General features: G+C 36.6%; 28 protein-coding genes. All 28 read left to right on the top strand.

Features of this window, described 5'->3' with window-relative positions; all coding sequences use genetic code 11:
- Positions 1–140 precede the first annotated feature (140 nt).
- The 28 genes from rimM to MKY37_RS03200 all read left to right on the top strand — a co-directional run bounded on the left by rimM (position 141) and on the right by MKY37_RS03200 (position 26,655).
- Complete coding sequence (gene rimM, locus MKY37_RS03335; RefSeq protein WP_093494444.1) at positions 141–659, top strand: ribosome maturation factor RimM; 519 nt, start codon at positions 141–143, stop codon at positions 657–659.
- Positions 659–1,387, top strand: coding sequence for a tRNA (guanosine(37)-N1)-methyltransferase TrmD (gene trmD, locus MKY37_RS03330; protein WP_340773736.1), 729 nt, complete (start codon positions 659–661; stop codon positions 1,385–1,387). Before rimM ends, trmD begins: the two co-directional genes overlap by 1 nt.
- A 138-nt stretch (positions 1,388–1,525) precedes the next feature.
- The gene (gene rplS, locus MKY37_RS03325; RefSeq protein ID WP_090562635.1) at positions 1,526–1,870 is read left to right on the top strand and encodes a 50S ribosomal protein L19; all 345 of its coding nucleotides are present in this window, start codon (positions 1,526–1,528) and stop codon (positions 1,868–1,870) included.
- 207 nt (positions 1,871–2,077) lie between these two features.
- On the top strand, positions 2,078–2,200 hold the full coding sequence (locus MKY37_RS03320; protein WP_340773732.1) for a hypothetical protein: 123 nt from the start codon (positions 2,078–2,080) through the stop codon (positions 2,198–2,200).
- 209 nt (positions 2,201–2,409) lie between these two features.
- Positions 2,410–2,973, top strand: coding sequence for a signal peptidase I (lepB, locus tag MKY37_RS03315; RefSeq protein WP_340773731.1), 564 nt, complete (start codon positions 2,410–2,412; stop codon positions 2,971–2,973).
- Between the two features lie 15 nt (positions 2,974–2,988).
- Positions 2,989–3,840: a ribosome biogenesis GTPase YlqF gene (gene ylqF / locus MKY37_RS03310; RefSeq protein WP_340773729.1), complete on the top strand. Its 852-nt coding sequence runs from the start codon at positions 2,989–2,991 to the stop codon at positions 3,838–3,840.
- Between the two features lie 138 nt (positions 3,841–3,978).
- Positions 3,979–4,749 carry a ribonuclease HII gene (locus MKY37_RS03305; RefSeq protein ID WP_340779833.1) on the top strand — a complete coding sequence of 257 codons (771 nt, stop codon included), beginning with the start codon at positions 3,979–3,981 and terminating at the stop codon, positions 4,747–4,749.
- Between the two features lie 4 nt (positions 4,750–4,753).
- Positions 4,754–6,613, top strand: a complete 1,860-nt coding sequence (locus MKY37_RS03300; protein ID WP_340773726.1) for a hypothetical protein — start codon at positions 4,754–4,756, stop codon at positions 6,611–6,613.
- A complete protein-coding gene (locus MKY37_RS03295; protein ID WP_340773724.1) occupies positions 6,610–6,909 on the top strand; it encodes an EscU/YscU/HrcU family type III secretion system export apparatus switch protein in 300 nt (99 codons plus the stop codon). Before MKY37_RS03300 ends, MKY37_RS03295 begins: the two co-directional genes overlap by 4 nt.
- Before the next feature lie 116 nt (positions 6,910–7,025).
- The gene (sucC, locus tag MKY37_RS03290; RefSeq protein ID WP_340773722.1) at positions 7,026–8,186 is read left to right on the top strand and encodes an ADP-forming succinate--CoA ligase subunit beta; all 1,161 of its coding nucleotides are present in this window, start codon (positions 7,026–7,028) and stop codon (positions 8,184–8,186) included.
- Between the two features lie 18 nt (positions 8,187–8,204).
- Positions 8,205–9,107, top strand: a complete 903-nt coding sequence (gene sucD / locus MKY37_RS03285; protein ID WP_090562618.1) for a succinate--CoA ligase subunit alpha — start codon at positions 8,205–8,207, stop codon at positions 9,105–9,107.
- Between the two features lie 714 nt (positions 9,108–9,821).
- The gene (gene dprA / locus MKY37_RS03280) at positions 9,822–10,703 is read left to right on the top strand and encodes a DNA-processing protein DprA (RefSeq protein WP_340773720.1); all 882 of its coding nucleotides are present in this window, start codon (positions 9,822–9,824) and stop codon (positions 10,701–10,703) included.
- A 110-nt stretch (positions 10,704–10,813) separates the two neighbouring features.
- Positions 10,814–12,889 (top strand): type I DNA topoisomerase, encoded by a 2,076-nt coding sequence (gene topA / locus MKY37_RS03275; protein ID WP_340773718.1) that lies wholly within the window; start codon positions 10,814–10,816, stop codon positions 12,887–12,889.
- Between the two features lie 15 nt (positions 12,890–12,904).
- Positions 12,905–14,215, top strand: coding sequence for an FADH(2)-oxidizing methylenetetrahydrofolate--tRNA-(uracil(54)-C(5))-methyltransferase TrmFO (trmFO, locus tag MKY37_RS03270; RefSeq protein WP_340773715.1), 1,311 nt, complete (start codon positions 12,905–12,907; stop codon positions 14,213–14,215).
- Positions 14,216–14,286: 71 nt separating this feature from the next.
- A complete protein-coding gene (xerC, locus tag MKY37_RS03265) occupies positions 14,287–15,186 on the top strand; it encodes a tyrosine recombinase XerC (RefSeq protein ID WP_340779832.1) in 900 nt (299 codons plus the stop codon).
- A gap of 19 nt (positions 15,187–15,205) precedes the next feature.
- Positions 15,206–15,754, top strand: a complete 549-nt coding sequence (hslV, locus tag MKY37_RS03260; RefSeq protein WP_340773714.1) for an ATP-dependent protease subunit HslV — start codon at positions 15,206–15,208, stop codon at positions 15,752–15,754.
- Positions 15,751–17,142, top strand: coding sequence for an HslU--HslV peptidase ATPase subunit (hslU, locus tag MKY37_RS03255; RefSeq protein ID WP_340773712.1), 1,392 nt, complete (start codon positions 15,751–15,753; stop codon positions 17,140–17,142). Before hslV ends, hslU begins: the two co-directional genes overlap by 4 nt.
- An 84-nt stretch (positions 17,143–17,226) precedes the next feature.
- Positions 17,227–18,006: a GTP-sensing pleiotropic transcriptional regulator CodY gene (gene codY / locus MKY37_RS03250; RefSeq protein ID WP_340773710.1), complete on the top strand. Its 780-nt coding sequence runs from the start codon at positions 17,227–17,229 to the stop codon at positions 18,004–18,006.
- A 289-nt stretch (positions 18,007–18,295) separates the two neighbouring features.
- The gene (gene flgB / locus MKY37_RS03245) at positions 18,296–18,688 is read left to right on the top strand and encodes a flagellar basal body rod protein FlgB (RefSeq protein ID WP_340773708.1); all 393 of its coding nucleotides are present in this window, start codon (positions 18,296–18,298) and stop codon (positions 18,686–18,688) included.
- Between the two features lie 2 nt (positions 18,689–18,690).
- A complete protein-coding gene (flgC, locus tag MKY37_RS03240; RefSeq protein WP_340773705.1) occupies positions 18,691–19,152 on the top strand; it encodes a flagellar basal body rod protein FlgC in 462 nt (153 codons plus the stop codon).
- Between the two features lie 20 nt (positions 19,153–19,172).
- Positions 19,173–19,478, top strand: coding sequence for a flagellar hook-basal body complex protein FliE (fliE, locus tag MKY37_RS03235; RefSeq protein WP_211893620.1), 306 nt, complete (start codon positions 19,173–19,175; stop codon positions 19,476–19,478).
- A 59-nt stretch (positions 19,479–19,537) separates the two neighbouring features.
- Positions 19,538–21,127, top strand: a complete 1,590-nt coding sequence (gene fliF / locus MKY37_RS03230; protein WP_340773702.1) for a flagellar basal-body MS-ring/collar protein FliF — start codon at positions 19,538–19,540, stop codon at positions 21,125–21,127.
- A gap of 129 nt (positions 21,128–21,256) precedes the next feature.
- Positions 21,257–22,270: a flagellar motor switch protein FliG gene (fliG, locus tag MKY37_RS03225; protein WP_090562587.1), complete on the top strand. Its 1,014-nt coding sequence runs from the start codon at positions 21,257–21,259 to the stop codon at positions 22,268–22,270.
- Complete coding sequence (fliH, locus tag MKY37_RS03220) at positions 22,254–23,033, top strand: flagellar assembly protein FliH (protein WP_340773699.1); 780 nt, start codon at positions 22,254–22,256, stop codon at positions 23,031–23,033. Before fliG ends, fliH begins: the two co-directional genes overlap by 17 nt.
- Before the next feature lie 5 nt (positions 23,034–23,038).
- On the top strand, positions 23,039–24,361 hold the full coding sequence (gene fliI, locus MKY37_RS03215) for a flagellar protein export ATPase FliI (protein ID WP_340773697.1): 1,323 nt from the start codon (positions 23,039–23,041) through the stop codon (positions 24,359–24,361).
- Between the two features lies 1 nt (position 24,362).
- Positions 24,363–24,812, top strand: a complete 450-nt coding sequence (gene fliJ / locus MKY37_RS03210; protein WP_340773695.1) for a flagellar export protein FliJ — start codon at positions 24,363–24,365, stop codon at positions 24,810–24,812.
- Between the two features lie 8 nt (positions 24,813–24,820).
- The gene (locus MKY37_RS03205; RefSeq protein WP_340773693.1) at positions 24,821–25,417 is read left to right on the top strand and encodes a MotE family protein; all 597 of its coding nucleotides are present in this window, start codon (positions 24,821–24,823) and stop codon (positions 25,415–25,417) included.
- A gap of 32 nt (positions 25,418–25,449) precedes the next feature.
- Positions 25,450–26,655: a flagellar hook-length control protein FliK gene (locus tag MKY37_RS03200; RefSeq protein WP_340773691.1), complete on the top strand. Its 1,206-nt coding sequence runs from the start codon at positions 25,450–25,452 to the stop codon at positions 26,653–26,655.
- The last annotated feature ends 2 nt before the right edge of the window (positions 26,656–26,657 follow it).

Genomic DNA, 26,657 nt, shown 5'->3' with positions numbered 1-26,657 from the left:
CGAAAGCGAAGGAAGCGGCTGAAGCCGTGCCCACGGAAAGCGTCCGCTCGGAGCGGAAATCAATGACATATCTACATTTTTATTTTTAAAGGTCCGGGCGTCTTTTTTTACCCGGTTTTTCTTACTAGGAGGTAATCTTAATGGAATGGTTTAATGTAGGTAAGATAGTAAATACACATGGTATTTGGGGAGAGGTTCGAGTAATCTCTACGACAGACTTTGCTGACGAACGCTATGAAGTTGGAAGCGAACTAGCGTTACATAAAGCAGATGGTTCTAAACCAATTATTGTTAAAGTAGCAAGTCATCGTCAACATAAGAATTTTGATTTATTAACTTTTGAAGGATACTCATTGTTGAAGGATGTAGAAGCATTTAGAAACGCAATTTTAAAGGTTTCTGAGAAATACCTTTCAGAGTTAGAAGAAAATGAGTTCTATTTTCACGAAATTATAGGTTGTACAGTAGAATCTACTGAAGGTGAAATTATTGGAACTATAACAGAAATTATTCAAACTGGCGCCAACGATGTTTGGACTGTGAGACCCGAAAAAGGAAAAAAAGACCACTATATTCCTTATATTGAAGACGTAGTGAAATCAATTGATATTGAAAATAAAAAAATCAAAATAGAAGTATTGGATGGTCTGTTATCATGATGAACATTCACATTCTTTCTCTTTTTCCAGAAATGTTTACTGGTGTATTTAATTCATCGATTTTGAAAAAGGCCCAAGAAAAGAGTGAAGCAACGATAAATGTAGTAAATTTTAGGGATTACTCAGGTAATAAACATCATCAAGTGGACGACTATCCATATGGCGGTGGTGCAGGGATGGTGTTAAAGCCAGAACCTATTTTTAATGCCATAGAGGCTCTTCCTCCAAGTAAAGGACCAAGTAGACGCATTATCCTATTGTGTCCTCAGGGAGAACGTTTTACGCAGAAAAAAGCGGAAGAACTAGCACGGGAAGAAGAGCTTGTTTTTATTTGTGGTCACTACGAAGGCTATGATGAACGAATTCGAGAGCACTTAGTGACAGACGAAATTTCTATTGGAGATTTTGTTTTAACAGGTGGCGAGCTTGCAGCCATGACGGTGGTGGATAGTGTTGTGAGATTATTGCCTAATGTCTTAGGTAATGCAGAATCGCATGAGAAAGATTCCTTTTCCACTGGTTTGCTAGAGCATCCCCATTATACTCGTCCAGTCGAATTCAGAGGTCATACAGTTCCAGATGTTTTAATGTCTGGAAACCATGCAGCAATTGAAAAGTGGCGCAAAGAAGAATCATTAAAAAGAACATTCATGCGCAGACCAGATTTATTGGAGCGGATTGAACTAACTTTTGACGAGGAGCGTTTATTAAAAGAAATAAAAGGATAGTAAATTTCTAATAATTATTGCATCCAATAATTAGTTGTGTTATATTTTACTATGTGCTTTTATGAAAAGTACTGATTTTGGGTGTTCCGCTGCAACAGCAACTGTGTGTAAGAGCATTCTACAGAAGGAGAGAAAATGATGCAAAACATTATTTCAGAAATCACTAAAGAACAATTACGTTCAGACCTTCCAACATTCCGTCCTGGGGACACAGTTCGTGTTCACGTTAAGGTTGTTGAGGGAACTCGCGAACGTATCCAAATGTACGAAGGTGTTGTAATTAAACGTCGTGGTGGCGGAATTAGCGAAACTTTTACAGTTCGTAAAATTTCATCTGGTGTTGGTGTTGAACGTACATTCCCTGTACACACACCAAAAATTGCAAACTTAGAAGTTATCCGTCGTGGTAAAGTTCGTCGTGCTAAATTGTACTACTTACGTGACCTACGTGGTAAAGCAGCTCGTATTAAAGAGCGTCGTTAATAGCAAAAGTAAATGTTGTAGTAAAGGTGATTTCACTTTTGCTACAACATTTTTTATTTTGACTATGTCTTCAAACGTTTTAAAATAATGGAATTTATATCAACTGCACATAATAGATACTTTAAAAGGGTAGTTTAAGACAATTCATATACAGTCCCTGGTTTGTATCTAAGAGTGTAATTCACTCATGACTGTTTACTTGCTTCGATGAGGCAATTACTTGCGTACATTAGGACTTTACTTGCTTTACTTTCTGTGGAACTTGCACTCTTAGTTCGTTTACTTGCTCGTAATACTGATTTACTTACGAAACGGGAAATTTATCCATAAATTGAGATAGTTATCGGTGACGAGCTTTTCGCAGAAGACATAGTGGCCATACTTGGCACGTGGATAGTGTACAACTATAAATCACGCATAATAACCAAATATGTCTCATATAAACAAATCAATCAAACATATAGAAAAATGGTCAATTGTTTTTGCTTGAAAAGAGTTTTCCTTGTACAATAAAGACAATAACCAAAGGGGGCAAGTTGATGGAACAAGTAAAAAAAGAAAAGAATGAATTATGGGAGTGGTCAAAAGCTCTATTAATTGCTTTTGGGCTAGCGGCAATAATTCGCTTCTTTTTATTTACACCTATCGTAGTAGACGGAGAATCAATGATGCCTACTTTAAAAAATGGGGATCGTATGGTAGTTAACAAAATCGGCTATATGGTTGGAGAACCAGATCGTTATGACATAGTAGTATTCCATGCTCCAGAGCAAAAAAACTATATTAAACGTGTTATTGGACTTCCAGGAGATAGTGTAGAGTTTAAAAATGATCAATTATTTATCAATGGCAAGGAGTTACCAGAACCATATTTAGAACAGTATAAAAGTGAAATTAGTGAAGGAACCCTTACAGATGATTTCACTTTAGAAGAGACTGCTGCACAAGTGAATGAAATCCCGGAAGGCTACATATTCGTAATGGGAGATAATCGTAGATACAGTAAGGATAGCCGACATATTGGTCTCGTGGCTATTGACGAAGTGATAGGAAATACAAACTTAGTTTTCTGGCCTATGAATGAAATTGGCTTTGTGAAGTAAAGAAGGTGGTACGAAATGACAATTCAATGGTTTCCTGGTCATATGGCCAAAGCAAGAAGAGAAGTAACCGAAAACTTAAAATTAGTGGATATCGTTTTCGAATTAATAGATGCACGTTTACCGCTATCGTCTAGAAATCCAATGATAGATGAAGTTATACATCAGAAAACAAGATTACTCATATTAAATAAAATGGATATGGCAGATGAAACGCAAACTAAAAAATGGATTGCCTATTTTGAGGAAAAAGGCCACCCTGCAGTGGCGATTAACTCTTTGGAAGGAAAAGGACTCCAAACTGTATTTAAGGCAGCAAAAGAGCTTTTAAAGCCTAAATGGGACCGTATGAAGGACAGAGGTATAAAACCTAGAGCGATACGCGCAATGATTGTTGGTATACCTAATGTAGGTAAATCGACTCTAATTAACCGATTTGCAAAGAAAAATATCGCAAGAACGGGTAATACACCGGGTGTAACGAAAAAGCAACAATGGATCAAAGTAGAAAAAGAAATTGAATTACTTGATACTCCTGGTATCTTATGGCCGAAATTTGAGGATCAGCAGGTCGGGTATAAGCTTGCACTTACTGGTGCTATTAAAGATGCAGTGATCAATATGGAGGATTTGGCGGTTTATGGCTTAAACTTTTTGCAGGAACACTATCCAAAAAGGATGGAAGACCGCTACCAGGTGAAAGAAGTCAGCGCAGATTTGGTAGAAACATTTGACCAGATTGGTAAGTTAAGAAGATGTTTTTCAAATGGTGGAGAAATAGATTACGACCAAGTAGCGGAACTAATTGTTCGAGACGTTCGTAATCTTCATCTAGGTAGATTAACATTTGATTTTGTGGAAGAATATTAAGCAAACATACTACCCTTTTTGCCAAATGGTAAAAAGGGTTTTTTCTTTTCAAAAGAAGCATTCTCTGTTTGTGAAATTATTCAATATAATACATAATTGTCGATACATAGATTAAGAAATAGAAAGAATGTGAGAGAATTGTTAAGTTTAAAAGAGATCAAAGACAAATTGGAACAATCAACGGGCTCGGAGGCTTGGATAATTGAATTAGAGCAGGATGAACGAATTGGTGCCAGAAAACTATGGACAAGCTGGAAAAGAAAACAACAGCTACTTCTCCTAGAACGTCAATCGCATGAAGAAAAAGTCGTCTTCGATAGAAGTTATTGTTCTCATACAAATGATTTAGTGGCAGGAGTAGATGAAGCCGGTAGAGGACCTTTAGCTGGACCAGTAGTGACTGCGGCTGTAATACTTCAAAATAATACAGAGAGTTTAATAGGTCTTGATGATTCTAAACAATTGTCACGAAAAAAGCGAAATGAATTAGCTGAACGTATTAAGCGAAATGCAATTGCATATTTCATTCACTTTCAATCAGTTGAAAAAATAGATCAACTCAATATTTATGAAGCAACTAAACAATCCATGACAGAAGCTGTATTAAGCTTAGAAACAAGACCAAATGTTGTATTAGTAGATGCAATGAATTTGCCGATCGATATCGAAACCCATTCCATTGTAAAAGGTGACGCACAAAGCTTAGCAATTGCAGCGGCGTCCATATTGGCAAAAACGGCACGGGACGAATACATGGACCAATTGCACGAGCAATTTCCAATGTATTTATTTAACAAACACGCAGGCTATGGCACAAAGCTGCATATCGAAATGATTGAACAGTATGGTCCAACCCTGCATCATCGAAAGACTTTCGAACCGATTAAATCTATATTAAGAATGAGGTGATAACGTGGCTTCGACATCTTTTTCAACTATTCAATCACAAATAACTGCTGGGATTACTTCTCAGTTTCAAACTCCTATGAAGGAAGGACAAGTGGTTCACGGGACGATAAAAAAACTGTACCCAAACCAAACGGCAGAAGTCCAAATTGGTAACCAAAAAGTAATAGCTAAATTAGAGACCCCACTAAAAGCTGGGGATTCTCATTTTTTTCAAGTAGAAAAATCGGCACCTGAATTACAGTTAAAAGTAGTTACAGGACCTCTCACACAGGGAAATACAATGGCGCAACAAGGCCAACAATTATTGCAAGCAATGAATTTACCAAAAACCACTGAAATGCAAGCTGCCGCACAGTTTTTTATAAAACAACAATTACCCGTTTCTAAAGATACATTAATGCAAGTTGAACAATTATTAAAACAACTGCCAAAGGATATAACGATGAAAACAGCGCTCGAGACGATTCAAAAGATAATAGAGATGAAATTACCTTTAACGACTTCCATGCTACAGACAGTATTGAGCGGTAAATCTACCGAAGGATTGCATACAATCCTTCAAAATTTGCAAGCTCAATTACAACAAGATCAAACGGTAACACCGGCACTGAAAAATAATATCCTTCTGAATCTACAAAAGATAGCAGAACCATTTAATGCACCAGCTGCTGGAGCAATGCTTGGTAAACAAGTAGAAATCCTTCAAAATCAGCAACTGCCCTTAGCTTCACGATTACCAATTCTACAAGTACTAAAAGAATCCAATATTTTACTGCCAACTGCAAGTCTTACCAATCCAACTCCGGATACTGGAAAGGAAGCAATTGTGAATTCTGCTGGAGACCAATTGCTCAAGCTTGGCCAGGCTGCTCCTGGGGAAAAAGCCCAAGTATTAGAACAATTACGTAATTGGGTTAGTCAGCATCCTGCTTTAACGACAAGCCAAAAAAGTGAAGTGATTGCATTACTAAAAAATGATAATCAGACCAACCAAATGCAATTAGTAAATAATGCACTGACAAAAGTATTTGCTGAGCAAAGCCAACAAGCAATTTTCTTAAAGGATATGAATGGATTAACACCTAAGGATCATTTAGTGTCATTGCTAGGCAAAGGGGGTACCATAGACTCAATAGCTCAGGCTTTGCAGCAAGTGACAGATATAAGTAAAAATCCTGCAAGCAGTAATCTAGTAACTCAAACAATAGTTTCGGCAGAACAACAAGTTATGCAACAACTAGATGGAAAAGCATTCGAACATGCTATGAAAGAAGTATTGAAATCTCTAGGATTCGGTTATGAAGCGAAGCTCGGAGGTAATAGTGAAGAAATAAGACAATTAGCTTCCCAATTAAAGCCGCAGATTGTAGAGTTATTGCAAAACCAGACCATTTCCTCTGCGGTTAGAGAAAGCGCAGAAATAGTACTTGGGCGCATGAATGGATTGCAAATATTATCCAATGAAAATGGACCACAACACCAGCTGTTGATGCAAGTTCCATTGGAGTTTTTAGGTAAAAAAATGGATGCAACACTTGAGTGGAATGGGCGGATGAAAGAGGACGGTAAAATCGACTCCGATTTTGCAAGGATAATGTTTTATTTGCAATTGGATACTTTAGAAGAAACTGTGGTAGATATGCAAGTGCAAAATAGAGTAGTATCGATTACTTTATTTAACAACGATCAGCAGTTGAGTCAATTTGCTGAAAAGTTTAAGGAAACATTAAAGGTTGGTCTATCTTCGGTAGGCTATCAATTATCAGGAGTATTCGTAAAAACTTTTGAGGAACAAAAAATGGCATCTATTTTGAAGTCAAAACCAAACATGTATGACGCACAAGGAGTAGACATTCGTATATGAAAGAGGAAAGATATGCTCGAAAAGAAGCTGTAGCCATAACGTATAATCCAGGGTTTAACGATGCCCCAAAGATAGTTGCCAAAGGAAAAGGTAAAATAGCAGAAAATATATTGGCAAAAGCAGAAGAATTTAATGTACCGGTTCAGGAGGATGCAAGTTTAGTTGAACTTCTTGGACAATTAGATATCAATCAATCGATTCCAGAAGAGTTATATCAAGCGGTTGCAGAGGTATTTGCTTATATTTATAAAATTGATAAAGAAAAAGGATCTAGAGTTAAATCTTTCGACACGTAGTCTGAATATTAGCTGTTTTAGGTAAATATCATACTTTTGTGGACAAGATGTGACACTTTTAATACAATTAGAAAGGTAGTAAATTACTTGACATAAGTTTGATTGGAGGATGTAAGATGAATATCCATGAATATCAAGGTAAACAACTCCTGAGACAATATGGCGTAGCAGTTTCTAACGGAATTGTAGCTTTCTCACCTGAAGAGGCAGTGAAAGCAGCAAAAGAATTAGGATCAAGCGTTATTGTTGTTAAAGCTCAAATTCACGCTGGTGGGCGTGGTAAAGCTGGTGGAGTAAAAATCGCTAAAAATCTAGATGAGGTACGTGAATACGCGAAGGAACTATTAGGTAAAGTTCTTGTTACTCACCAAACGGGTCCTGAAGGTAAAGAAATTAAACGTTTACTGATCGAAGAAGGAAGCGACATCAAGAAAGAATATTATGTAGGACTAGTTTTAGACCGTTCAACTTCACGTGTAACATTAATGGGCTCTGAAGAGGGCGGTATGGACATTGAAGAAGTGGCTGAAAATACACCTGAAAAACTTTTCTATGAAGAAATCGATCCAGTTGTAGGCTTAACAGGCTTCCAAGCACGTCGCATGGCATTTAACATGAATATCCCAGCTAAACTTGTGAACAAAGCAGCTAAATTCATGCTTGGTTTATATCAAGTTTATAAAGAAAAAGATGCTTCAATCGTTGAGATTAACCCATTAGTAGTAACTGCTGATGACAATGTTTTAGCGCTTGATGCAAAATTCAACTTCGATGGTAACGCATTATATCGTCATAAAGACATTTTAGAAATGCGTGATTATGATGAAGAGGATCCAAAAGAAATCGAAGCTTCAAAATATGACCTAAGCTATATTTCTTTAGACGGAAATATCGGTTGTATGGTTAATGGAGCAGGACTAGCTATGGCAACAATGGATACGATTAGCTATTACGGCGGATCACCCGCAAACTTCCTTGACGTTGGGGGCGGCGCGACTGCTGAAAAAGTTACAGAAGCATTCAAAATCATTCTTTCTGATAAAAACGTAAAAGGTATTTTTGTTAATATCTTTGGTGGAATTATGAAGTGTGACATCATCGCTGAGGGTGTTATTATTGCAGCGAAAGAATTAGGATTAGAAGTACCACTTGTAGTTCGTTTAGAAGGTACTAACGTAGATTTAGGTAAAAAATTATTAAATGAATCAGGCTTAAATATCGTTGCTGCTGATTCAATGGCAGACGGTGCTCAAAAAATCGTTAATCTTGTAGGATAAGAAAGGCAGGGACAAAAAGTGAGCGTATATATTAATAAAGATACTAAAGTAATTGTACAAGGAATTACGGGCTCAACTGCTCTTTTCCATACAAAACAAATGTTAGAATATGGAACTAAAATCGTTGCTGGGGTAACACCTGGTAAAGGTGGAACAGAAGTAGAAGGAGTTCCAGTTTTCAATACAGTTGAAGATGCTGTTAAAGCTACTGGCGCTAACGTTTCAGTAATTTATGTTCCAGCACCATTTGCTGCAGATGCAATTTTAGAAGCTGTTGACGCTGAATTAGATATGACTATTTGTATTACAGAGCATATCCCAGTATTAGACATGGTTAACGTAAAACGTTACATGGAAGGTAAGAAAACTCGTCTAGTTGGACCGAACTGCCCAGGTGTTATTACTGCGGATGAATGTAAAATTGGTATTATGCCAGGCTACATCAACACTAAAGGTCATGTAGGAGTAGTATCTCGTTCAGGAACTCTAACTTATGAGGCTGTTCTACAATTAACTGATGCAGGTATTGGTCAATCTACTTCTGTAGGTATTGGTGGAGATCCAGTTAACGGAACAAACTTCATCGATGTTCTAAAAGAATTCAATGATGACCCTGACACATACGCAGCAGTTATGATCGGGGAAATTGGTGGAACTGCAGAAGAGGAAGCAGCTGAATGGATTAAAGCTAATATGACAAAACCTGTCATTGGATTCATCGGTGGACAAACTGCACCTCCTGGTAAACGTATGGGTCATGCTGGAGCTATTATTTCCGGTGGACAAGGTACTGCAGAAGGAAAAATCAAAGCAATGGAAGCAGCTGGCATGAAAGTTGCAGCAACTCCATCTGTAATTGGTGAAACTTTAATCGAAGCGATTAAAGAAGCAGGTATTTACGATTCTTGTAAAACACATTAATATAGAAGTACGGCACATCAACTGATGTTGCCGTATTTTTTTAAAATGAAAAAGTATATAAAAATGTCACGTGAACACTGTATTCGTGGTACTTAAAGGGAAAATAATAATACTACTGATTTTCGCTTCAGGCGGACGCTTTCCGCGGGCACGGCTTCAATCTCCTCGTCACTACGTTCCTGCGGGGCTTTCAGCTCGCGCTTTTCCCGCTGGAGTCGCCGCCTTCCGCTACAATCAATGACATGAGTAGAACCCAACAAGAAGATTTGGCAGAGCTTATCGCTAAGTCGATAGGATTAGATAAATAGGTAGTGGAAAATCAAAGAAATAGTTAGTGTTTACCAAATAAAGAAGCGAAATAGCGAACGAAATTGTATCTTCGTGAGCTTACTCTATGAATTAGAAAGTAACTTTTCTTTCGTTACAACAAAAGTGTACTAAACCAGTTCCTAAAGTTGTAGAAGGGCGACGGATAGACAACCGCCATAAAATTACCGTGAAAAGAGATATTGGTCATGACGTCAGTCATGACCAATATCTCACTAAAATAATCGGTTATAATATAGCAACAAGTCTGTCCAAAGCACTTCGAAAACGCTAGAAACAGGTTTTGAACTAAAAGACCGGGTTTCTTTGCTCGGTTTTTCTTAAATAATTCTACGCATGAAAGAACAAAAAATACTAAACTAGTCATTTGAATAGAGGAGGAAACCAATGAATAAGAGTCAATTTACTAACCGCTTTTTAGCTTTACATTATGTTTATCCAGTACCTTTAAATAAGCTACACCCTTTACTTGAATATGATCCGAATCTAGCTCAATTTGAGAAAATATCCCCACATTTATTGTCGAAGTTATGTAAAATCTCCCTCGAACGCGCTAATAAACTCCAAAAAATGTTTCAAGAATTTGTCGAAATTCCGATGTGTCAAATGTATGAAAAGCACTCGATTATCCCCATTCTTTTTTCCAATCCCAATTATCCTAAAAGTCTATTAAATTTATATGATCCTCCCGCTGTAATATACGTAAAAGGTAATATAGAATTACTTGCCAACCCTAAAAAACTAGCAATTATTGGTTCTAGAGAAGCGACGGATTATTCCGCCGAAAGTATTAAAACAATCCTCCCTCCCTTAATAAACGAAGAGTACGTAATTATTAGCGGTCTTGCTAAGGGAGCTGATACATGGGCACATGAAATAACGATGAGGCTAGGTGGAAAAACTATTGCAGTCCTAGGAACAGGATTATTTCATGTGTACCCCAAACAAAATCTTAAATTAGCTAACGAAATGGAGAAAAATCAGTTATTATTAACAGAGTACCCTCCATATATAACACCACAAAAGTGGAATTTTCCTATGAGAAATCGAATTATTAGTGGGCTTTCCAGAGGTGTAGTTATTACAGAAGCGACAAAAAAGAGTGGTACAGTTTCCACAATGGAGCATGCGTTAGAAAATGGTAAGGAGATTTTTGCAATCCCGGGCTCTATACACTCTCCGCTTTCTATAGGTCCGCATTTGCTTATATTAGAAGGTGCAAAACCAGTATGGAGCGGGCATCAAATACTGGAAGAGTTAAATAAATAAAAAACAAAAAAATGAAAAGTCTTGCTTTTATAAGAAAACTGGTATACATTTTGCAACAGGTATTTGTTTTGAAGATTAAAGCGAGTTACCTTCTATAAGGAGGCAGATTTATGTCGGATTATTTGGTAATTGTTGAATCGCCAGCAAAGGCAAAAACAATAGAAAAATATCTTGGAAAAAAATATAAAGTCAAAGCATCGATTGGTCATGTACGTGACCTTCCTAGAAGTCAAATGGGTGTCGATACGGAAAATAATTACGAACCAAAGTATATAACAATCAGGGGTAAAGGCCCGGTACTACAAGAACTAAAAACAGCAGCAAAAAAAGCAAAGAAAATTTATCTCGCGGCTGACCCCGACAGAGAAGGGGAAGCAATAGCATGGCACTTGGCGAACTCTTTAAATGTAGATATTGAATCGGATTGCCGAGTAGTATTTAATGAAATTACAAAAGAAGCTATCCTAGAATCCTTTAAGCACCCTAGACCAATTAATATGGATTTAGTTGATGCACAACAAGCTAGAAGAATTTTAGACCGACTTGTAGGATATAATATTAGTCCGATTTTATGGAAAAAAGTAAAAAAAGGTCTGTCTGCAGGTCGTGTGCAATCTGTAGCTCTTCGTTTGATCATTGATCGGGAAAATGAAATTAATAATTTCACTCCAGAAGAGTACTGGACAATTGAAGGACAATTCGATAAGAATAAGAAAGCCTTTGATGCACTTTATTATGGAAGTGAGAAAGAAAAAAGAAAACTTTCTAACGAAGAAGAAGTAAAAGAAGTACTAAATTTAATGAAGGGCAAAAAGTTTGAAGTTGCTAACGTTGTGAAAAAAGAAAGAAAACGTAATCCAGCCCCTTCTTTTACTACATCATCCCTTCAACAGGAAGCAGCAAGAAAACTAAATTTCAGAGCTAGAAAAACAATGATGCTTGCACAGCAATTGTATGAGGGAATCGACCTAGGTAAAAAACAAGGAACGGTCGGGTTGATTACTTATATGCGTACGGACTCTACAAGAATCTCGGATAGTGCGAAAGCAGATGCACAGGAATATATAAAAACTGAATTTGGTGCTGAATACATTTCTACGAAAAAGGTAGAAAAGCAATCGAAAAAAGCACAAGATGCCCACGAAGCAGTTCGACCTACTAGTGTACTAAGAACTCCGAATGAACTAAAAGCGATTTTGTCTCGTGACCAACTAAAATTATACAAGCTAATATGGGAACGTTTTATAGCTAGTCAAATGGCATCTGCAATATTAGATACAGTAGCTGTTGACCTTAAAAACGGGGAAGTTTACTTTAGAGCAAATGGTTCACAAGTTAAATTCCCTGGATTTATGAAGGTGTACGTGGAAGGTTCGGATGATCAAACGGATGACAAGGATAAACTATTACCTGTTTTAGAAGTCGGGGATAAGGTAAATGCCTTGTCTATTGATCCGAAGCAACATTTTACTCAGCCTCCTCCAAGATACTCGGAGGCAAGACTTGTGAAAACGTTGGAAGAGTTAGGGATTGGTAGACCTTCTACTTATGCTCCAACTTTAGATACGATTCAAAAACGTGGATATGTAGCTTTAGAGACGAAGCGTTTTGTTCCTACGGAGCTTGGAACAATCGTCCATCAGCTTGTATTGGAGTTTTTCCCTCAAATTTTAGATATTGAATTTACTGCCCAGATGGAAAGAGATTTGGATAGTGTAGAAGAGGGACAAGTAAAATGGGTGGAAGTAATAGATGGCTTCTATCAGGATTTCGAAAAGCGTGTCGTTTATGCAGACGCTGAGATGGAGAAAATCGTTATTAAAGATGAACCGACAGGAGAAGATTGCGAAAACTGTGGTTCACCAATGGTATATAAATTAGGGCGATATGGTAAATTTATGGCATGTAGTAATTTCCCAGAATGCCGCAATACAAAGGCTATCATTAAGGAAATAGGTGTCCCTTGTCGAGTATGTGGAGAAGGACAGATTGTGGAGCGTAAGAGTAAAACGAAGCGAGTATTTTATGGGTGTAACCAATATCCAACATGTGAATTCGTTTCTTGGGACAAACCAATAAATAGACCATGTCCAAAATGTAATGAAATGTTAGTAGAGAAGAAATTGAAAAAAGGTATACAAATACAATGTGTTGCGTGTGATTATAAAGAAGATCCGCAAAGTTAGAAAGAAGGATACGACATGACTGAAGTAGTAAACGTTATTGGTGCAGGACTAGCAGGAAGCGAGGCTGCATGGCAAATAGCTAAAAGAGGTATAAAAGTACGTCTTTATGAAATGAGACCCGTTAAACAAACTCCAGCGCATCATACGGACAAATTTGCTGAACTGGTTTGCTCCAATTCACTAAGAGCTAATAACTTAACTAATGCTGTAGGCGTTATTAAAGAAGAAATGCGTATGTTGGATTCAATTATTATACAATCAGCAGATAATAGTAGTGTACCTGCTGGAGGTGCACTTGCTGTAGACAGACATGATTTCTCAGGAAGAGTTACAGATGCAATACGTAATCATCCGTTAATAGAAATTGTCAATGAAGAAGTGACAGAAATCCCAGAAGGTATTACCGTAATAGCAACTGGCCCATTAACATCTCCAGCGCTTGCAGAAAAAGTAAAAGAAATGACTGGTCAAGATTACTTGTATTTCTATGATGCTGCGGCACCGATAGTAGAAAAAGACAGCATTGACATGGATAAAGTTTATTTGAAATCCAGATATGATAAAGGGGAAGCGGCTTATCTAAATTGTCCAATGACTGAGGATGAGTTTAATCGCTTTTATGATGCATTGATAGCGGCTGAAGTTGTTCCGTTAAAAGAATTTGAAAAAGAAATTTACTTTGAAGGCTGCATGCCTGTTGAAGTAATGGCTGAGCGTGGACGGAAAACATTATTATTTGGTCCGATGAAACCTGTAGGCTTAGAAGATCCGAAAACAGGTAAACGTCCATATGCAGTAGTTCAGCTTAGACAAGATGATGGTGCAGGGACGCTTTATAATATTGTTGGTTTCCAGACACATTTAAAATGGGGTCCACAAAAAGAAGTATTGAAGCTAATACCTGGTCTTGAAAATGTGGAAATCGTACGCTACGGTGTCATGCATCGGAATACGTTCATTAATTCGCCATATGTATTAGAACCAACTTATCAGCTAAAAGCAAATAACCAAATTTTCTTTGCCGGTCAAATGACAGGTGTCGAAGGATATGTGGAGTCAGCTGGAAGTGGTTTATTGGCGGGAATAAATGCAGCGAAGTTGGCTAAAGGCGAAGAATTAGTAGTATTACCAGCTGAAACAGCTCTTGGTAGCATGGCAAGATATATTACAGAAGCGAATCCAAAAAACTTCCAACCTATGAACATCAACTTTGGCTTATTCCCTGAATTACAGCCAAAAGTTAGAGATAAAAAAGTGAAAATCGAACAATTAGCAAATCGAGCATTGACAACAATTCAAAATTTTATGAAAAGTACTGCGTTATAATTGCTAAAAGCCTCTTAAAAGTTGTATACTTTTAGAGGCTTTTACAATGGAGATATATTGGAGTGGAGTTGATAATCATTATAGGGTTAGAAGAACTTCATGCTTTTATGGAATACATACAATTAGAAAGAAATTATTCGAATCTTACAGTTCAGGAGTACGATAAAGATATAAAGCAATTTTTGTCTTTTTTAAACATCGAGGGCGTTACTGATTTAAATGAGGTTGAGTATATTCATGCGAGATTGTATGTGACGAAATTATATGAGGAGAAACTAGCAAGAACTTCTATTTCTAGAAAGATATCCTCTATTCGCTCTTATTATAAATTTCTACATAAAGAATATAATATTCGAGATGACGCATTTCAATCTTTGTTCCATCCCAAAAAAGAAAAGAAACTCCCACATTTTTTTTATGAAGAGGAAATCGGGCAGTTGTTTGAAGGGAATAGAGGAACTGATTCTTTATCTATCCGAAATATTGCTATATTAGAATTGTTGTATGCGACTGGAATACGTGTGAGTGAACTTACTTCGATTGAACTGCGTCATATAGATAGTAGCTATGGTGTCGTGCGAGTGATGGGAAAAGGTAGAAAAGAGCGGTATGTTCCTGTTGGTGATTATGCATTAGCAGCAATAGATGATTATTTGGTGAATAGTAGACCAAAACTAATGAAAAGAACATCCCATACATTTTTATTCGTTAATAGTCGAGGAGAGCACCTAACAACAGATGGCGTAAGATATATTTTAAACCAAATGTTGAAAAAAGCCGCTATAAATTCAACTATTTATCCACATATGCTTAGACATACATTTGCTACGCATCTATTGAATAATGGAGCAGATCTTAGAAGTGTACAGGAACTATTAGGACATTCCAGCTTATCTTCCACACAAATATATACACATGTAACAAAAGAGCATTTACGTAAAACTTATATGAATGCGCATCCGCGTGCGTAAATATTGGAGGTAAATAAAATTGGGTAATATTCATGCAACCACGATATTTGCAGTTAGTCACAATGGTAGTCAGGCAATGGCAGGAGACGGTCAAGTGACTTTAGGCAACCAAGTAGTGATGAAACATACTGCGAAAAAAGTAAGAAGGCTTTTTAACGGTCAAGTTGTAGCAGGTTTTGCAGGCTCCGTAGCAGATGCTTTTACACTATTTGAAATGTTTGAAGGAAAGTTGTTAGAATATAACGGAAATTTACAAAGAGCAGCAGTCGAGCTTGCCAAACAATGGCGTGGGGACAAAATGCTACGTCAATTAGAGGCCATGCTTCTAGTGATGGATAAAACTAGTCTATTACTTGTTTCCGGAACAGGAGAAGTAATTGAGCCAGATGATGGTATACTAGCTATCGGTTCTGGTGGGAACTATGCATTAGCTGCTGGAAGAGCTTTAAAGCAATATGCAGGGGATAATATGACAGCACAAGAAATTGCTAAAGCGGCTCTTACTACAGCTGCAGATATATGTGTATTTACAAACCATCAAATTATTGTGGAGGTATTAGGTGAATGAAGGAAACAAACTTAACCCCAAAACAAATTACAGAGCATTTAAATAAATACATCGTTGGTCAAGAAGCAGCAAAAAAAGCAGTGGCTGTTGCACTTCGAAATCGCTATCGTCGGCAATTATTGGATGAAGAGATGAAAAACGAGGTAATCCCAAAGAATATACTAATGATTGGACCTACAGGAGTAGGAAAAACAGAAATTGCTAGAAGGATTGCTAAATTAACGAAGGCTCCATTTGTAAAAGTAGAAGCAACAAAGTTCACTGAAGTAGGTTACGTCGGTAGAGATGTTGAATCGATGGTAAGAGATTTAGTAGAAGCAGCTATCCGAATTGTTCGTGAGGAAAAGATGGAAGAAGTAAAAGACCAAGCAATTCGTTTGGCAAACGATGCGATCGTAAAACTGCTTGTTCCTTCCTTGAAGAAAAAGAACGCAAATTCAAATCCATTCGAAGCATTATTCGGGGGGAAAGAAGAAGATACTGCTGATGTAGAAGATACAGATGTACGTTTAAAACGCTCGCAAATTGCCGAGGATTTAAGAGATGGAAAATTGGAAGAGGAGCTTATAACTGTGGAGGTTGTTGAACAAACTCCCTCATTATTTGATGCCCTACAGCCAGGTGGTATGGAGAGCATGGGGATGAATATGCAAGACGCCTTATCTAATCTGATGCCAAAGAAAAAGAAAAAACGCAAAATGAAAGTAAAAGACGCACGTAAAGTATTAATGCAAGAAGAAGCGAACAAGTTGATAGACAATGATGAGATTTCTCAAATTGCAATTGAAAAGACCGAACAAACAGGTATCATATTTATCGATGAAATGGACAAAATAGCAAGTAAAAACGGTGCTGGTTCTTCTGCAGATGTATCACGAGAAGGTGTTCAACGAGATATTTTACCAATTGTAGAAGGATCTACAGTTACTACAAAGTATGGTGCAGTAAAAACAGACTATATTTTGTTTATAGCAGCGGGAGCATTCCATATGGCAAAGCCATCAGATTTAATCCCTGAACTACAAGGTCGTTTTCCAATTCGTGTGGAATTAGAAAAATTGACAAAAGAAGATTTTGTTCGTATTTTAAAAGAGCCGCGCCAATCCCTGATTAAGCAATATGAGGCTCTGTTAGAAACTGAAGGAGTAACAATCACGTTCTCTGAGGAATCTATTGAAAGAATTGGTGAAATCGCTTATGAAGTCAATCAGGAGACCGATAATATAGGAGCGAGACGTTTACACACTATTTTAGAGAAGATTTTAGAGGAGCTTTCTTTTGAAGCATCTGACATTTCGCCAGCGCATATCCAAATTACGCCAGCGTATATTGACGGAAAACTTGACAATATTGTGAAAAACAGAGATTTATCGCAATTTATTTTATAATATCAATTCGAATTAGTATCTAAAACAATTAAAAACCTTTAGAATATTAAAATAAATAAGAAAATTAAATGGAGGAAATTATTTATGAATTTATTAACTAAAACAAGAAAGATTAACTCGATGTTACAAGCATCTGCAGGTAAGCCAGTAAACTTTAAGGAGATGGCTGCTACATTAAGTGAAGTAATCGAAAGTAACGCATTCATCGTATCTAGAAAAGGGAAATTATTAGGATTTGAAGTTCATCAACAAATTGAAAATGAACGTATGATTAAAATGATGGAAGAGCGTCAATTCCCTGAACAATATACAAAAAATCTTTTTCACGTAGATGAAACATCATCAAATTTAGATGTCTTTAGCGAGCACTCTGTGTTCCCAGAAGAAAACCGTGAGTTATTTAAAGACGGTCTAACAACAATTGTTCCGATCATTGGTGGCGGTGAACGTTTAGGTACATTAATCTTAGGACGTTTAAAACAAGAATTTGAAGATGATGATTTAATACTTGGTGAATATGGCGCAACAGTTGTTGGTATGGAAATCCTACGTGAAAAATCAGAAGAAATTGAAGAAGAAGCTCGTAGTAAAGCGGTTGTTCAAATGGCTATCAATTCATTGTCTTACAGTGAATTAGAAGCGATTGAACATATCTTTGAAGAGTTAGATGGCAGTGAAGGTCTCTTAGTAGCATCTAAAATTGCTGATCGCGTAGGAATTACAAGATCTGTTATCGTAAACGCACTTCGTAAACTAGAAAGTGCTGGAGTAATTGAGTCAAGATCACTAGGAATGAAAGGAACATATATCAAAGTATTAAATGATAAGTTTCTTGCAGAGTTAGCGCAACTTAAAATGAAATAAGTGAATAATATTCCAACTCTTCCACTTTAAGTGGAAGAGTTTTTTTGATAGGAGAAAAATAGTGAACGAAATTAGTTGATTTTTACTAGTAACATGTGTAAAAATTAACAATTGACTAGGATTGACACAAAATGTCGACTATTATCAAATAAAAAGGAATAAAGACCTATTAAAATACTGAAAATTCAATAGACACAATGTTACATAATCATTACAATTAAATTATTATGATATTCAAAGATAATTACTAAAAAAATATGTCGAATTATTTTATGGTGAGGTGAAAAAAATGAGTATATTTAGTGGTGCAATTTCAAGTTTGGAACAAGGATTGGATTTCTCAGCGACAAAACAAAAGACAATCGCGCAAAATATAGCAAATGTCGACACTCCAAACTATAAAGCGAAAAGTGTTAGCTTTAGTGAATATTTATCTAATGCTAAACAATCCACTATTTCTGCACATAGAACACAAGAAAAACATATAGATTTTCAAACAAAATCTAGTGCATTAGGTGTGTTCGATTATGCCAATTATAGTTATAACCACAATGGCAACGGCGTAGATATGGATAAAGAACAAGCAAATCTAGCGACCAATCAAATCTATTATAATGCGTTAATAGATCGGATGAGTGGCAAGTTAAATACATTACAAACTGTTATTAGAGGAGGAAGCTAATTATGTCCATATTTCATGGTATGAATACAACAGCGTCAGCATTAACTGCCGGGAGGCTTAGAATGGATGTAATTTCCTCTAATATGGCAAATGTAGATACAACAAGAGCTAAGCTCGTAGATGGTGAGTGGCAGGCATATAGAAGAAAGTCTGTGACATTGAAGCCATTAGAAGGTAATTTTTCGAATTTTTTAAATGTGGCCATGGGTTCCACGGACAATAAAAGTGTCGGAAACGGAGTAAAAGTAAGTGATGTAAAAGAAGATACAGAAACCCCTTTTAAATTAGTATATGATCCGACACATATTGATGCAGATGAAAATGGATACGTGGAAATGCCGAATGTCGACCCATTAAGAGAAATGGTTGATTTGATATCAGCTACTAGATCCTATGAGGCGAACGTAACAGTTTTTAATGCGAACAAAGCAATGTTGTCTAAGGCATTAGAAATAGGAAAATAAGAAAGAAGGTATAGTTTAAATTGCCAATAGAATCCATTTCATTATTTAATCCTTCACAAATAAATCCAGTTTCGACAACTTCGAAGTTAAGTCCTGCAGAGGCACAAGCTGATTTTGGTGATTTTTTAAAGACGGCTATTCAATCTGTTAATGAAAATCAAAAAGCTTCCGATGTAGCTACCGAAAAGCTAATAAATGGTGGGGATATCGAGTTACACGATGTAATGATTGCTTCTCAAAAAGCAAGTATTACATTAAATGCGACATTAGAAATTAGGAATAAAGTAGTGGAAGCATATCAAGAAATAATGCGTATGCAAGTGTAACCTCTCTCGGTTATCGCTAAATATCGAGCAAAAATATTCACCATAACCGGAGGATAATAATGAATGAACGTATAAAAAAAATGACTAGCGATGTAACCACGTTTTGGAAAAGTCGCACCAAAATGCAAAAAGGAACAATGATCGGTAGTGTGTTAGGAATTATTATTTTAGCTACCGTTATTACTTTTATGATGAATAAAACTAACTTTGTTCCACTTTATACAGATGTATCTCCATCTGAAGTTGGACGTATAAAAGAGACATTAGATGCACAAGGAGTACCAAATGAAATTGCTCCAGGTGGAACGTCCATATTAGTACCAGAAGAGCAAGTAGATTCATTGTTAGTCCAATTAGCTGCGGAAGGATTTCCGGAATCAGGTATGATCGACTATAACTTCTTTTCCCAAAACGCTGGATTTGGTATGACAGATAATGAGTTTAATGTCTTGAAATTAGCTTCCATGCAAACCGAACTTGCGAAATTGATTAAAGGGGTAAAAGGGGTAAAAGATGCTCAGGTAATGATTACCTTACCAGAAGAAGGAGTATTCCTATCTCAAAGCAATGAAACGGCGAGTGCAGCAATAGTTTTGAATACAGAGGCTGGGTACAAATTCACAGATTCACAGATTTTGTCCTTATATAACTTAGTATCCAAGTCAATTCCTAATCTAGCCGCAGAAGATATTAGCATCAGAAATCAGTACTTAGAGTATTTTGACTTAGATCAAGCAAATGCAAATACAGCTGGTGCGAATGTAAATGATCAAATGTCGATTAAGAAAACTGTTGAACGTGATTTACAGCGCCAGGTACAAACAATGTTAGGTACTTTAATGGGACAAGATAAAGTAGTTGTCTCTGTTACAACTGACATTGACTTCAAACAGGAAAATCGTGAAGAAAATTTAGTAGAGCCAGTTGATGAAGAAAATATGGCTGGAATTGAAATTAGTGCGCAACGTATTTCTGAAACCTTTACTGGTGAGAATCCGGTTGCAGGTGGTACACCGGCAACAGAGGATGCAACTGATAACTTTACCAACTATGTAGAAGGTTCAACATCAAATGGTGATTATGAGCGAATTGAAGACACGATTAATAGTGAAGTAAATCGTATCCGAAAAGAAATAGTAGAAAGCCCGTATAAAATTAGGGATATAGGTATCCAAGTGATGGTAGAACCTCCAGATCCTGAGGATGTTGCTTCTATGCCAGACGGTGTAGAACAAGATATAGAACAAATTCTTGCGACAATTATCCGCACTTCGATCGATGAAGAAGCAGGCGGAGAATTGACAGAGGAATTACTACAGGAAAAGATTGTCGTTTCTGTACAACCGTTTAACGGTAAAGCTGCCGCAGTGGCGAGTACACAATCGTCCATTCCTTGGTGGGTATATGTGATCGGTGGAATTTTACTTGTTGCAATAATACTGCTAGTTATATCCTTACTACGCTCTAGAAAAACCGATGAGGAAGAAATGATTATTCTAGAGGAACAGCGAGAAGAGCTTAATGTAGATGATATAAACACAGAAAAAGAAACCGAATCAACTCTAAGACGAAAACAACTAGAAAAAATGGCGAAAGATAAGCCAGAAGAATTTGCGAAGTTATTACGTACTTGGATAGCAGAGGATTAACTTTACTTTCGAAGAATAAAGTTATAGCCTCAGGCGGATGTCACAGATTTTAAAAGGAGTAAACTCGGCTTGTCGGGTTCAAAATCTGGACGCAGTTATGCCGAGGCGTAATTGATTGGGGGGACGGCTATGAACAAGAAAGAAAAAGATTTAAGTGGTAAACAAAAAGCCGCGCTCTTATTAATTTCTCTCGGACCTGAAGTGTCTGCTTCAATTTATAAACATTTAAATGAAGAAGAAATTGAGCGTTTAACTCTAGAAATTTCAGGTGTTAAAAAAGTAGAGCCTGAGATTAAAGAAGATATAATAGAAGAATTTCACAATATAGCTTTAGCACAAGACTATATTTCGCAGGGGGGTATTGGATACGCAAAAACAGTTTTAGAAAAAGCATTAGGCACAGATCATGCTCAAGCAATTATTAATCGACTTACTTCTTCATTGCAAGTGAGACCTTTTGATTTTGCTAGACGGGCAGAGCCTGCACAACTGTTTAACTTTATCCAAAATGAACACCCACAAACAATTGCATTAATCCTTTCTTATTTAGAGGCACAGCAAGCTGGAATCATTCTTTCGTCATTACCACAGGAAGTACAAGCAGATATTGCAAAAAGAATAGCTACAATGGATTCTACTTCACCTGAAGTAATTAGTGAAATTGAATCTGTACTAGAACGTAAGCTATCTTCGACTGTAACGCAGGATTACACGGAGACTGGCGGTATCGATGCAGTCGTAGAAGTGTTAAATGGTGTTGACAGAACAACGGAGAAAACAATTTTGGATGCTTTAGAAATACAAGATCCAGAGCTTGCGGAAGAGATCAAGAAAAGAATGTTCGTATTCGAAGATATTGTTACGCTTGATAATCGTTCTATCCAACGAGTTATTCGGGATTGTGAAAATGAAGATTTACTACTTTCTATGAAGGTTTCTAGTGAAGAAGTTAAAGATGTTATTTTCCGCAATATGTCCGTACGTATGGCCGAAACATTTAAAGAAGAAATGGAAATTATGGGTCCAGTTCGTTTGCGTGACGTAGAAGAAGCTCAATCTAGAATTGTAACTGTTATTAGAAGATTGGAAGACGCAGGGGAAATAATAATTGCTCGTGGCGGAGGAGATGACATCATTGTCTAAAATTTTCCGAAATGTATATTTGGATGAAACAAGGGAAAATTCCAAGCCCATTCAAATAAGGAATTTACATGTTCAAGAAATGATGAACACAGACGAGCCGTTGACTTTAGATGTACTCACACAAGAGCGAAGTAAAATGATAGAAGAAGTAAACCAAGAGATAGCAGAGAAACGATCCATACTAACAAAAGATATTGAAGAAACAAAACAATATATTGAAGACCAGTTAAATACTTGGGAAGAAGAGAAGATAGCTTATCAGCAACAAGCATATGATGAAGGCTTTGTGCAAGGATTAGAAGAAGGTCGCTTAAAAGCACAAGCCGATATGCAAAATTCACTAAAATTAGCTAACGATGCAATGAAAACTGCTCATGAGAATGCTGCAAATTATTTACAGCAACAGGAACAGGTTATTTTAGAATTAGCTATACGAACTGCAGAGCGCATTATTGCAACAAAGCTAGAAGAGAATGAGGAATTATTTTTATCAATTGTAAAAAGAGGTTTAAAAGAAGCAAGGGAAATGAAAGAGATTAAACTATATGTTTCTCCCGCCTATTTTGAACTTGTATCTAATAATAGAGAAGAACTCTCCTCCATTTTTCCAATAGATGTACCATTTATGATTTTTGTTGATGAAGATATGAATGAAACAGATTGTTATATAGAAACCAATCATGGAAGAATCGTTGTCAGCATTGATGATCAAGTTCAGGAGTTGCGACGCAAGCTAGTAGATATTCTAGATAGTATGGAGTGAACGTGATGAAAGCAGTAGATTTAATTCAACAAATTTCGAATATACCTACCTTTAAAAAATATGGTCGAGTTAGTCGAGTGGTTGGATTAATGATTGAGTCACAAGGCCCTGAAAGTTCAGTTGGAGACGTTTGTAAAATCCATATAAACTCAGCCAAAACAGGAGCTTCCGTTATTCTTGCTGAAGTAGTTGGTTTTAAGGAAGAAATTGTCGTATTAATGCCCTACACGAATATTAGAGAAATATCTACAGGCTGTTTAGTCGAAGGGACGAATAGTCCATTAGAGATTAAAGTTGGTCCGGAATTAATAGGGAAAGTATTAGATTCAATGGGAAATCCAATTGATGGATCTGTCTTGCCAAAAGGTTTAATGACAGTTGGGACAGAAAAAGATTCCCCAAATCCTTTGACGAGACCTCCTATAGAAGAGCAAATCGAAGTTGGTGTAAAGGCGATTGACGGAATGCTAACAGTAGGAAAAGGGCAAAGGGTAGGTATTTTCGCTGGATCTGGTGTAGGAAAAAGTACATTACTTGGAATGATTGCTAGAAATACTAACGCAGATTTAAATGTAATCGCACTAATTGGGGAACGTGGCAGAGAAGTACGTGAGTTTATCGAAAGAGATTTAGGAAAAGAAGGACTAGAAAAATCGATCGTAGTTGCAGCTACCTCTGACCAACCTGCTTTAATGCGCATTAAAGGCGCTTTTACAGCTACAGCTATTGCTGAGTACTTCCGGGACAAAGGGTTAAATGTTATGCTCATGATGGACTCTGTAACTCGTGTGGCGATGGCGCAACGTGAAGTGGGTCTTGCTGTAGGAGAGCCTCCAGCTACAAGAGGATATACTCCGTCCGTATTTTCTATTTTACCTAAGCTGTTAGAACGTACAGGTACAAACGAGTTTGGAACGATCACAGCATTTTATACAGTACTAGTAGATGGTGACGATATGAATGAACCAATTGCCGATACTGTTCGTGGTATTTTAGATGGTCATATTGTGTTGGATCGTGCACTTGCTAACAAGGGGCAGTATCCAGCTATTAATGTTTTGAAAAGCATTAGTCGATTGATGAATCATATTTCAGACAAAAAACATGTAAAAGCAGCGGAAAGATTGAGGGATTTATACTTTACTTACAATAAATCAGAAGATCTGATTAATATCGGAGCGTATAAGCGTGGTACATCTCGTGATATTGATGAAGCTATACAGTATGAGCCTTTAATTACTTCATTTTTAAAACAAGGATATTTAGATAAAGTATCTTTGGATTCCTCGGTAGATGAATTAGTGAAATTATCAGGTGGTGTTTCATAAAATGGTTGCTTATCAATTTAAATTTGCTAAAGTTTTAACGATTCGTGAGCAAGAAAAGTCGGAAACAGAATTAGCTTACAAAGAATCCGTGTCTATTTTCGAAAAAGTTGCAACGGAACTTTATAATTTGTTGAAAAAAAAGGAAGATACAGTGGACACTCAAAACAATCTACTTGTTTCTGGTCTTTCCATAGACAACATCCATCATTATTCAAGCTATATCGAAGGACTTCAAAAAAGAATAGATGTAGTTCAAAAAGAAGTTATCCAAGCAAGATCTAAAATGAATTGGATGGAGGAAAAACTTCTCGATAAGTCATTAGAGGTAAAGAAGTTCGAAAAGATAAAAGAAAAAGGATTTGAGCAGTTTCAACAAGAGCAACAAAGACTAGAAACAATTCAATTAGATGAAATATCTTCTTTGAAGTTTCAAAACAAAGAGATTAGGTGAGTAGAAGCGTGGCTAAACGGAACAAATCAAATAAAAGCATTGAACAAAATAGTAATGAAACAAAAAGTATAAGTAAAATAAAAATGTTTTTTTATTTGTTTATTATTCCTTTTTTATTTGCTTTACTTCTCATACTAGTAATTGCCCAAATAGCAAATATAAATGTTTTTGAAAAAGCTAAAGAGTTAGCTGGTTTTACTGAGGAACAGGTTTTTACAGAAGACAAAAAAACGGATGTATTAGAAGAAAGAGTTGTATCTTTACAAGCGGAAATACAAGAAAAAGAAGCACAAATCGACAAAGTTCAAACAGAACTAGATAATTCAGCAACGGAAAAAGAAGCACTCCTAATAGAACAAGAACGATTATTAGATGAAATTGCAACATTAACAAGAGACCAAGAGAGTGCCAAACGTGATTATGCAGAAATCGTTTCTACCTTTGAAAAAATGTCTGCAAAAACAGCAGCTCCAGTAATAACTAAAATGAGTGATGCAGAGGCTTTACGTATCTTAACAAGCCTTAAGCCAGATACAGTGGCGAGCATTTATGAAAAAATGACACCAGAGGATGCTGCAAAGTATACAGAATTGATGACGAAGTAATTATTTCTATTTGAAGGGAGGTGAATTTAAACGTGAATATCGCAATGCCCGTCAATGCAAATGTAAAGGCTGCTATTCAAACAAGCGGTAAAATACAAACAACATTGAATAATAGTCAAAAATTCGGTTCGGTATTTGGACAAATTTTATCTAATTCACAAATACAACCAACTGCTGTACCACAAGCAAGAGCTGAAGGAAATGTACTGCAAGATTTGCTAGCAATTCTTAATGTAAATTCTTTAGAAGAACTTGAATCAATACTTGGGTCAGAGGAAGTAGCAGTTAATCCTAAGGAATTAAAAGGTCTTTTAGAAAAACTATTAGGTACTGAGAGTGAATCAGAACTCAATGAAGAACTACTAGAGTCGAATGTTTGGGATTTACTTGCCGGTATAAATGAACAAGCAACTAAGATTATAGATGCAATCATTTCTTCACTTAACGGACATGGACCGAGCAATCCTGTTGATGCCAAACAAGCTATGGAGCTACTAAAAACGGTGCAGTTAATCGGAAACAAATCGGATTTAACGATTAAAGAAGAATCCACACTATTTGATATAAAACAGTTGCTTGAAAATGTGAAGGGAACTGTAGGTAAAATCTCTACAAATGATACATCTGCGTCACCGCAAGTCTTAAAACAACCGATTATTCAAACTCAAATGGTAGTCAAACAAACTGCTCACTCTGTTCAACCAGAGATAGTTACTGAAACGAAAGAAATCACAACAAATGTACAAGGCGGTACTACTACAGTGATTCAAACTAAAGTAGAATCAGTTTCTATGACATTACCAACAGAGAAGGCTGCGCAATCAGAAGAATTCATTAAAGAATTGCAAAAAGTGATGAACCGTGTACAGTTTGGACAAGCAGGTGGAGCAAACAGACTTGTGCTAAAACTATTTCCTGAGCAACTTGGTACAATTCGAATTGAATTGATTCAAAAAGATGGTATGCTGACAGCAAAAATATTAGCATCAACAGCATTAGGAAAAGAAATGTTAGATTCTAACTCAAGTCAATTGAGGCAAGGTTTTGCAAGTCAAAATATTCAGCTGGAGAAGCTAGAAATAACACAAGCTTTGCAAGATATTAGACAAGAAAAGAACCAGGACTTCCAACAGTCATTTAAACAACAAGAACAGCAGCAGCAACAACAAGAAAATAATAATGAAGAGTTGGAAGAACCGTTTACATTTCAAGATTATTTGGAGGAAATGGAGGTCTAAGC

It is taken from the genome of Psychrobacillus sp. FSL K6-2836, assembly GCF_038003085.1.
Classification (GTDB): domain Bacteria; phylum Bacillota; class Bacilli; order Bacillales_A; family Planococcaceae; genus Psychrobacillus.
Note: the sequence above shows the minus strand (reverse complement) of the source record. Positions and strands in the feature narration are given on the sequence as shown.

What these genes read in the sequence shown, in the direction of transcription:
- rimM (WP_093494444.1), top strand. Translation starts at nt 141, where the DNA reads ATGGAATGGTTTAATGTAGGTAAGATAGTAAATACACATGGTATTTGG.
- trmD (WP_340773736.1), top strand. Translation starts at nt 659, where the DNA reads ATGAACATTCACATTCTTTCTCTTTTTCCAGAAATGTTTACTGGTGTA.
- rplS (WP_090562635.1), top strand. Translation starts at nt 1,526, where the DNA reads ATGCAAAACATTATTTCAGAAATCACTAAAGAACAATTACGTTCAGAC.
- MKY37_RS03320 (WP_340773732.1), top strand. Translation starts at nt 2,078, where the DNA reads ATGAGGCAATTACTTGCGTACATTAGGACTTTACTTGCTTTACTTTCT.
- lepB (WP_340773731.1), top strand. Translation starts at nt 2,410, where the DNA reads ATGGAACAAGTAAAAAAAGAAAAGAATGAATTATGGGAGTGGTCAAAA.
- ylqF (WP_340773729.1), top strand. Translation starts at nt 2,989, where the DNA reads ATGACAATTCAATGGTTTCCTGGTCATATGGCCAAAGCAAGAAGAGAA.
- MKY37_RS03295 (WP_340773724.1), top strand. Translation starts at nt 6,610, where the DNA reads ATGAAAGAGGAAAGATATGCTCGAAAAGAAGCTGTAGCCATAACGTAT.
- sucC (WP_340773722.1), top strand. Translation starts at nt 7,026, where the DNA reads ATGAATATCCATGAATATCAAGGTAAACAACTCCTGAGACAATATGGC.
- dprA (WP_340773720.1), top strand. Translation starts at nt 9,822, where the DNA reads ATGAATAAGAGTCAATTTACTAACCGCTTTTTAGCTTTACATTATGTT.
- topA (WP_340773718.1), top strand. Translation starts at nt 10,814, where the DNA reads ATGTCGGATTATTTGGTAATTGTTGAATCGCCAGCAAAGGCAAAAACA.
- trmFO (WP_340773715.1), top strand. Translation starts at nt 12,905, where the DNA reads ATGACTGAAGTAGTAAACGTTATTGGTGCAGGACTAGCAGGAAGCGAG.
- hslU (WP_340773712.1), top strand. Translation starts at nt 15,751, where the DNA reads ATGAAGGAAACAAACTTAACCCCAAAACAAATTACAGAGCATTTAAAT.
- codY (WP_340773710.1), top strand. Translation starts at nt 17,227, where the DNA reads ATGAATTTATTAACTAAAACAAGAAAGATTAACTCGATGTTACAAGCA.
- flgB (WP_340773708.1), top strand. Translation starts at nt 18,296, where the DNA reads ATGAGTATATTTAGTGGTGCAATTTCAAGTTTGGAACAAGGATTGGAT.
- flgC (WP_340773705.1), top strand. Translation starts at nt 18,691, where the DNA reads ATGTCCATATTTCATGGTATGAATACAACAGCGTCAGCATTAACTGCC.
- fliF (WP_340773702.1), top strand. Translation starts at nt 19,538, where the DNA reads ATGAATGAACGTATAAAAAAAATGACTAGCGATGTAACCACGTTTTGG.
- fliG (WP_090562587.1), top strand. Translation starts at nt 21,257, where the DNA reads ATGAACAAGAAAGAAAAAGATTTAAGTGGTAAACAAAAAGCCGCGCTC.
- fliH (WP_340773699.1), top strand. Translation starts at nt 22,254, where the DNA reads ATGACATCATTGTCTAAAATTTTCCGAAATGTATATTTGGATGAAACA.
- fliI (WP_340773697.1), top strand. Translation starts at nt 23,039, where the DNA reads ATGAAAGCAGTAGATTTAATTCAACAAATTTCGAATATACCTACCTTT.
- fliJ (WP_340773695.1), top strand. Translation starts at nt 24,363, where the DNA reads ATGGTTGCTTATCAATTTAAATTTGCTAAAGTTTTAACGATTCGTGAG.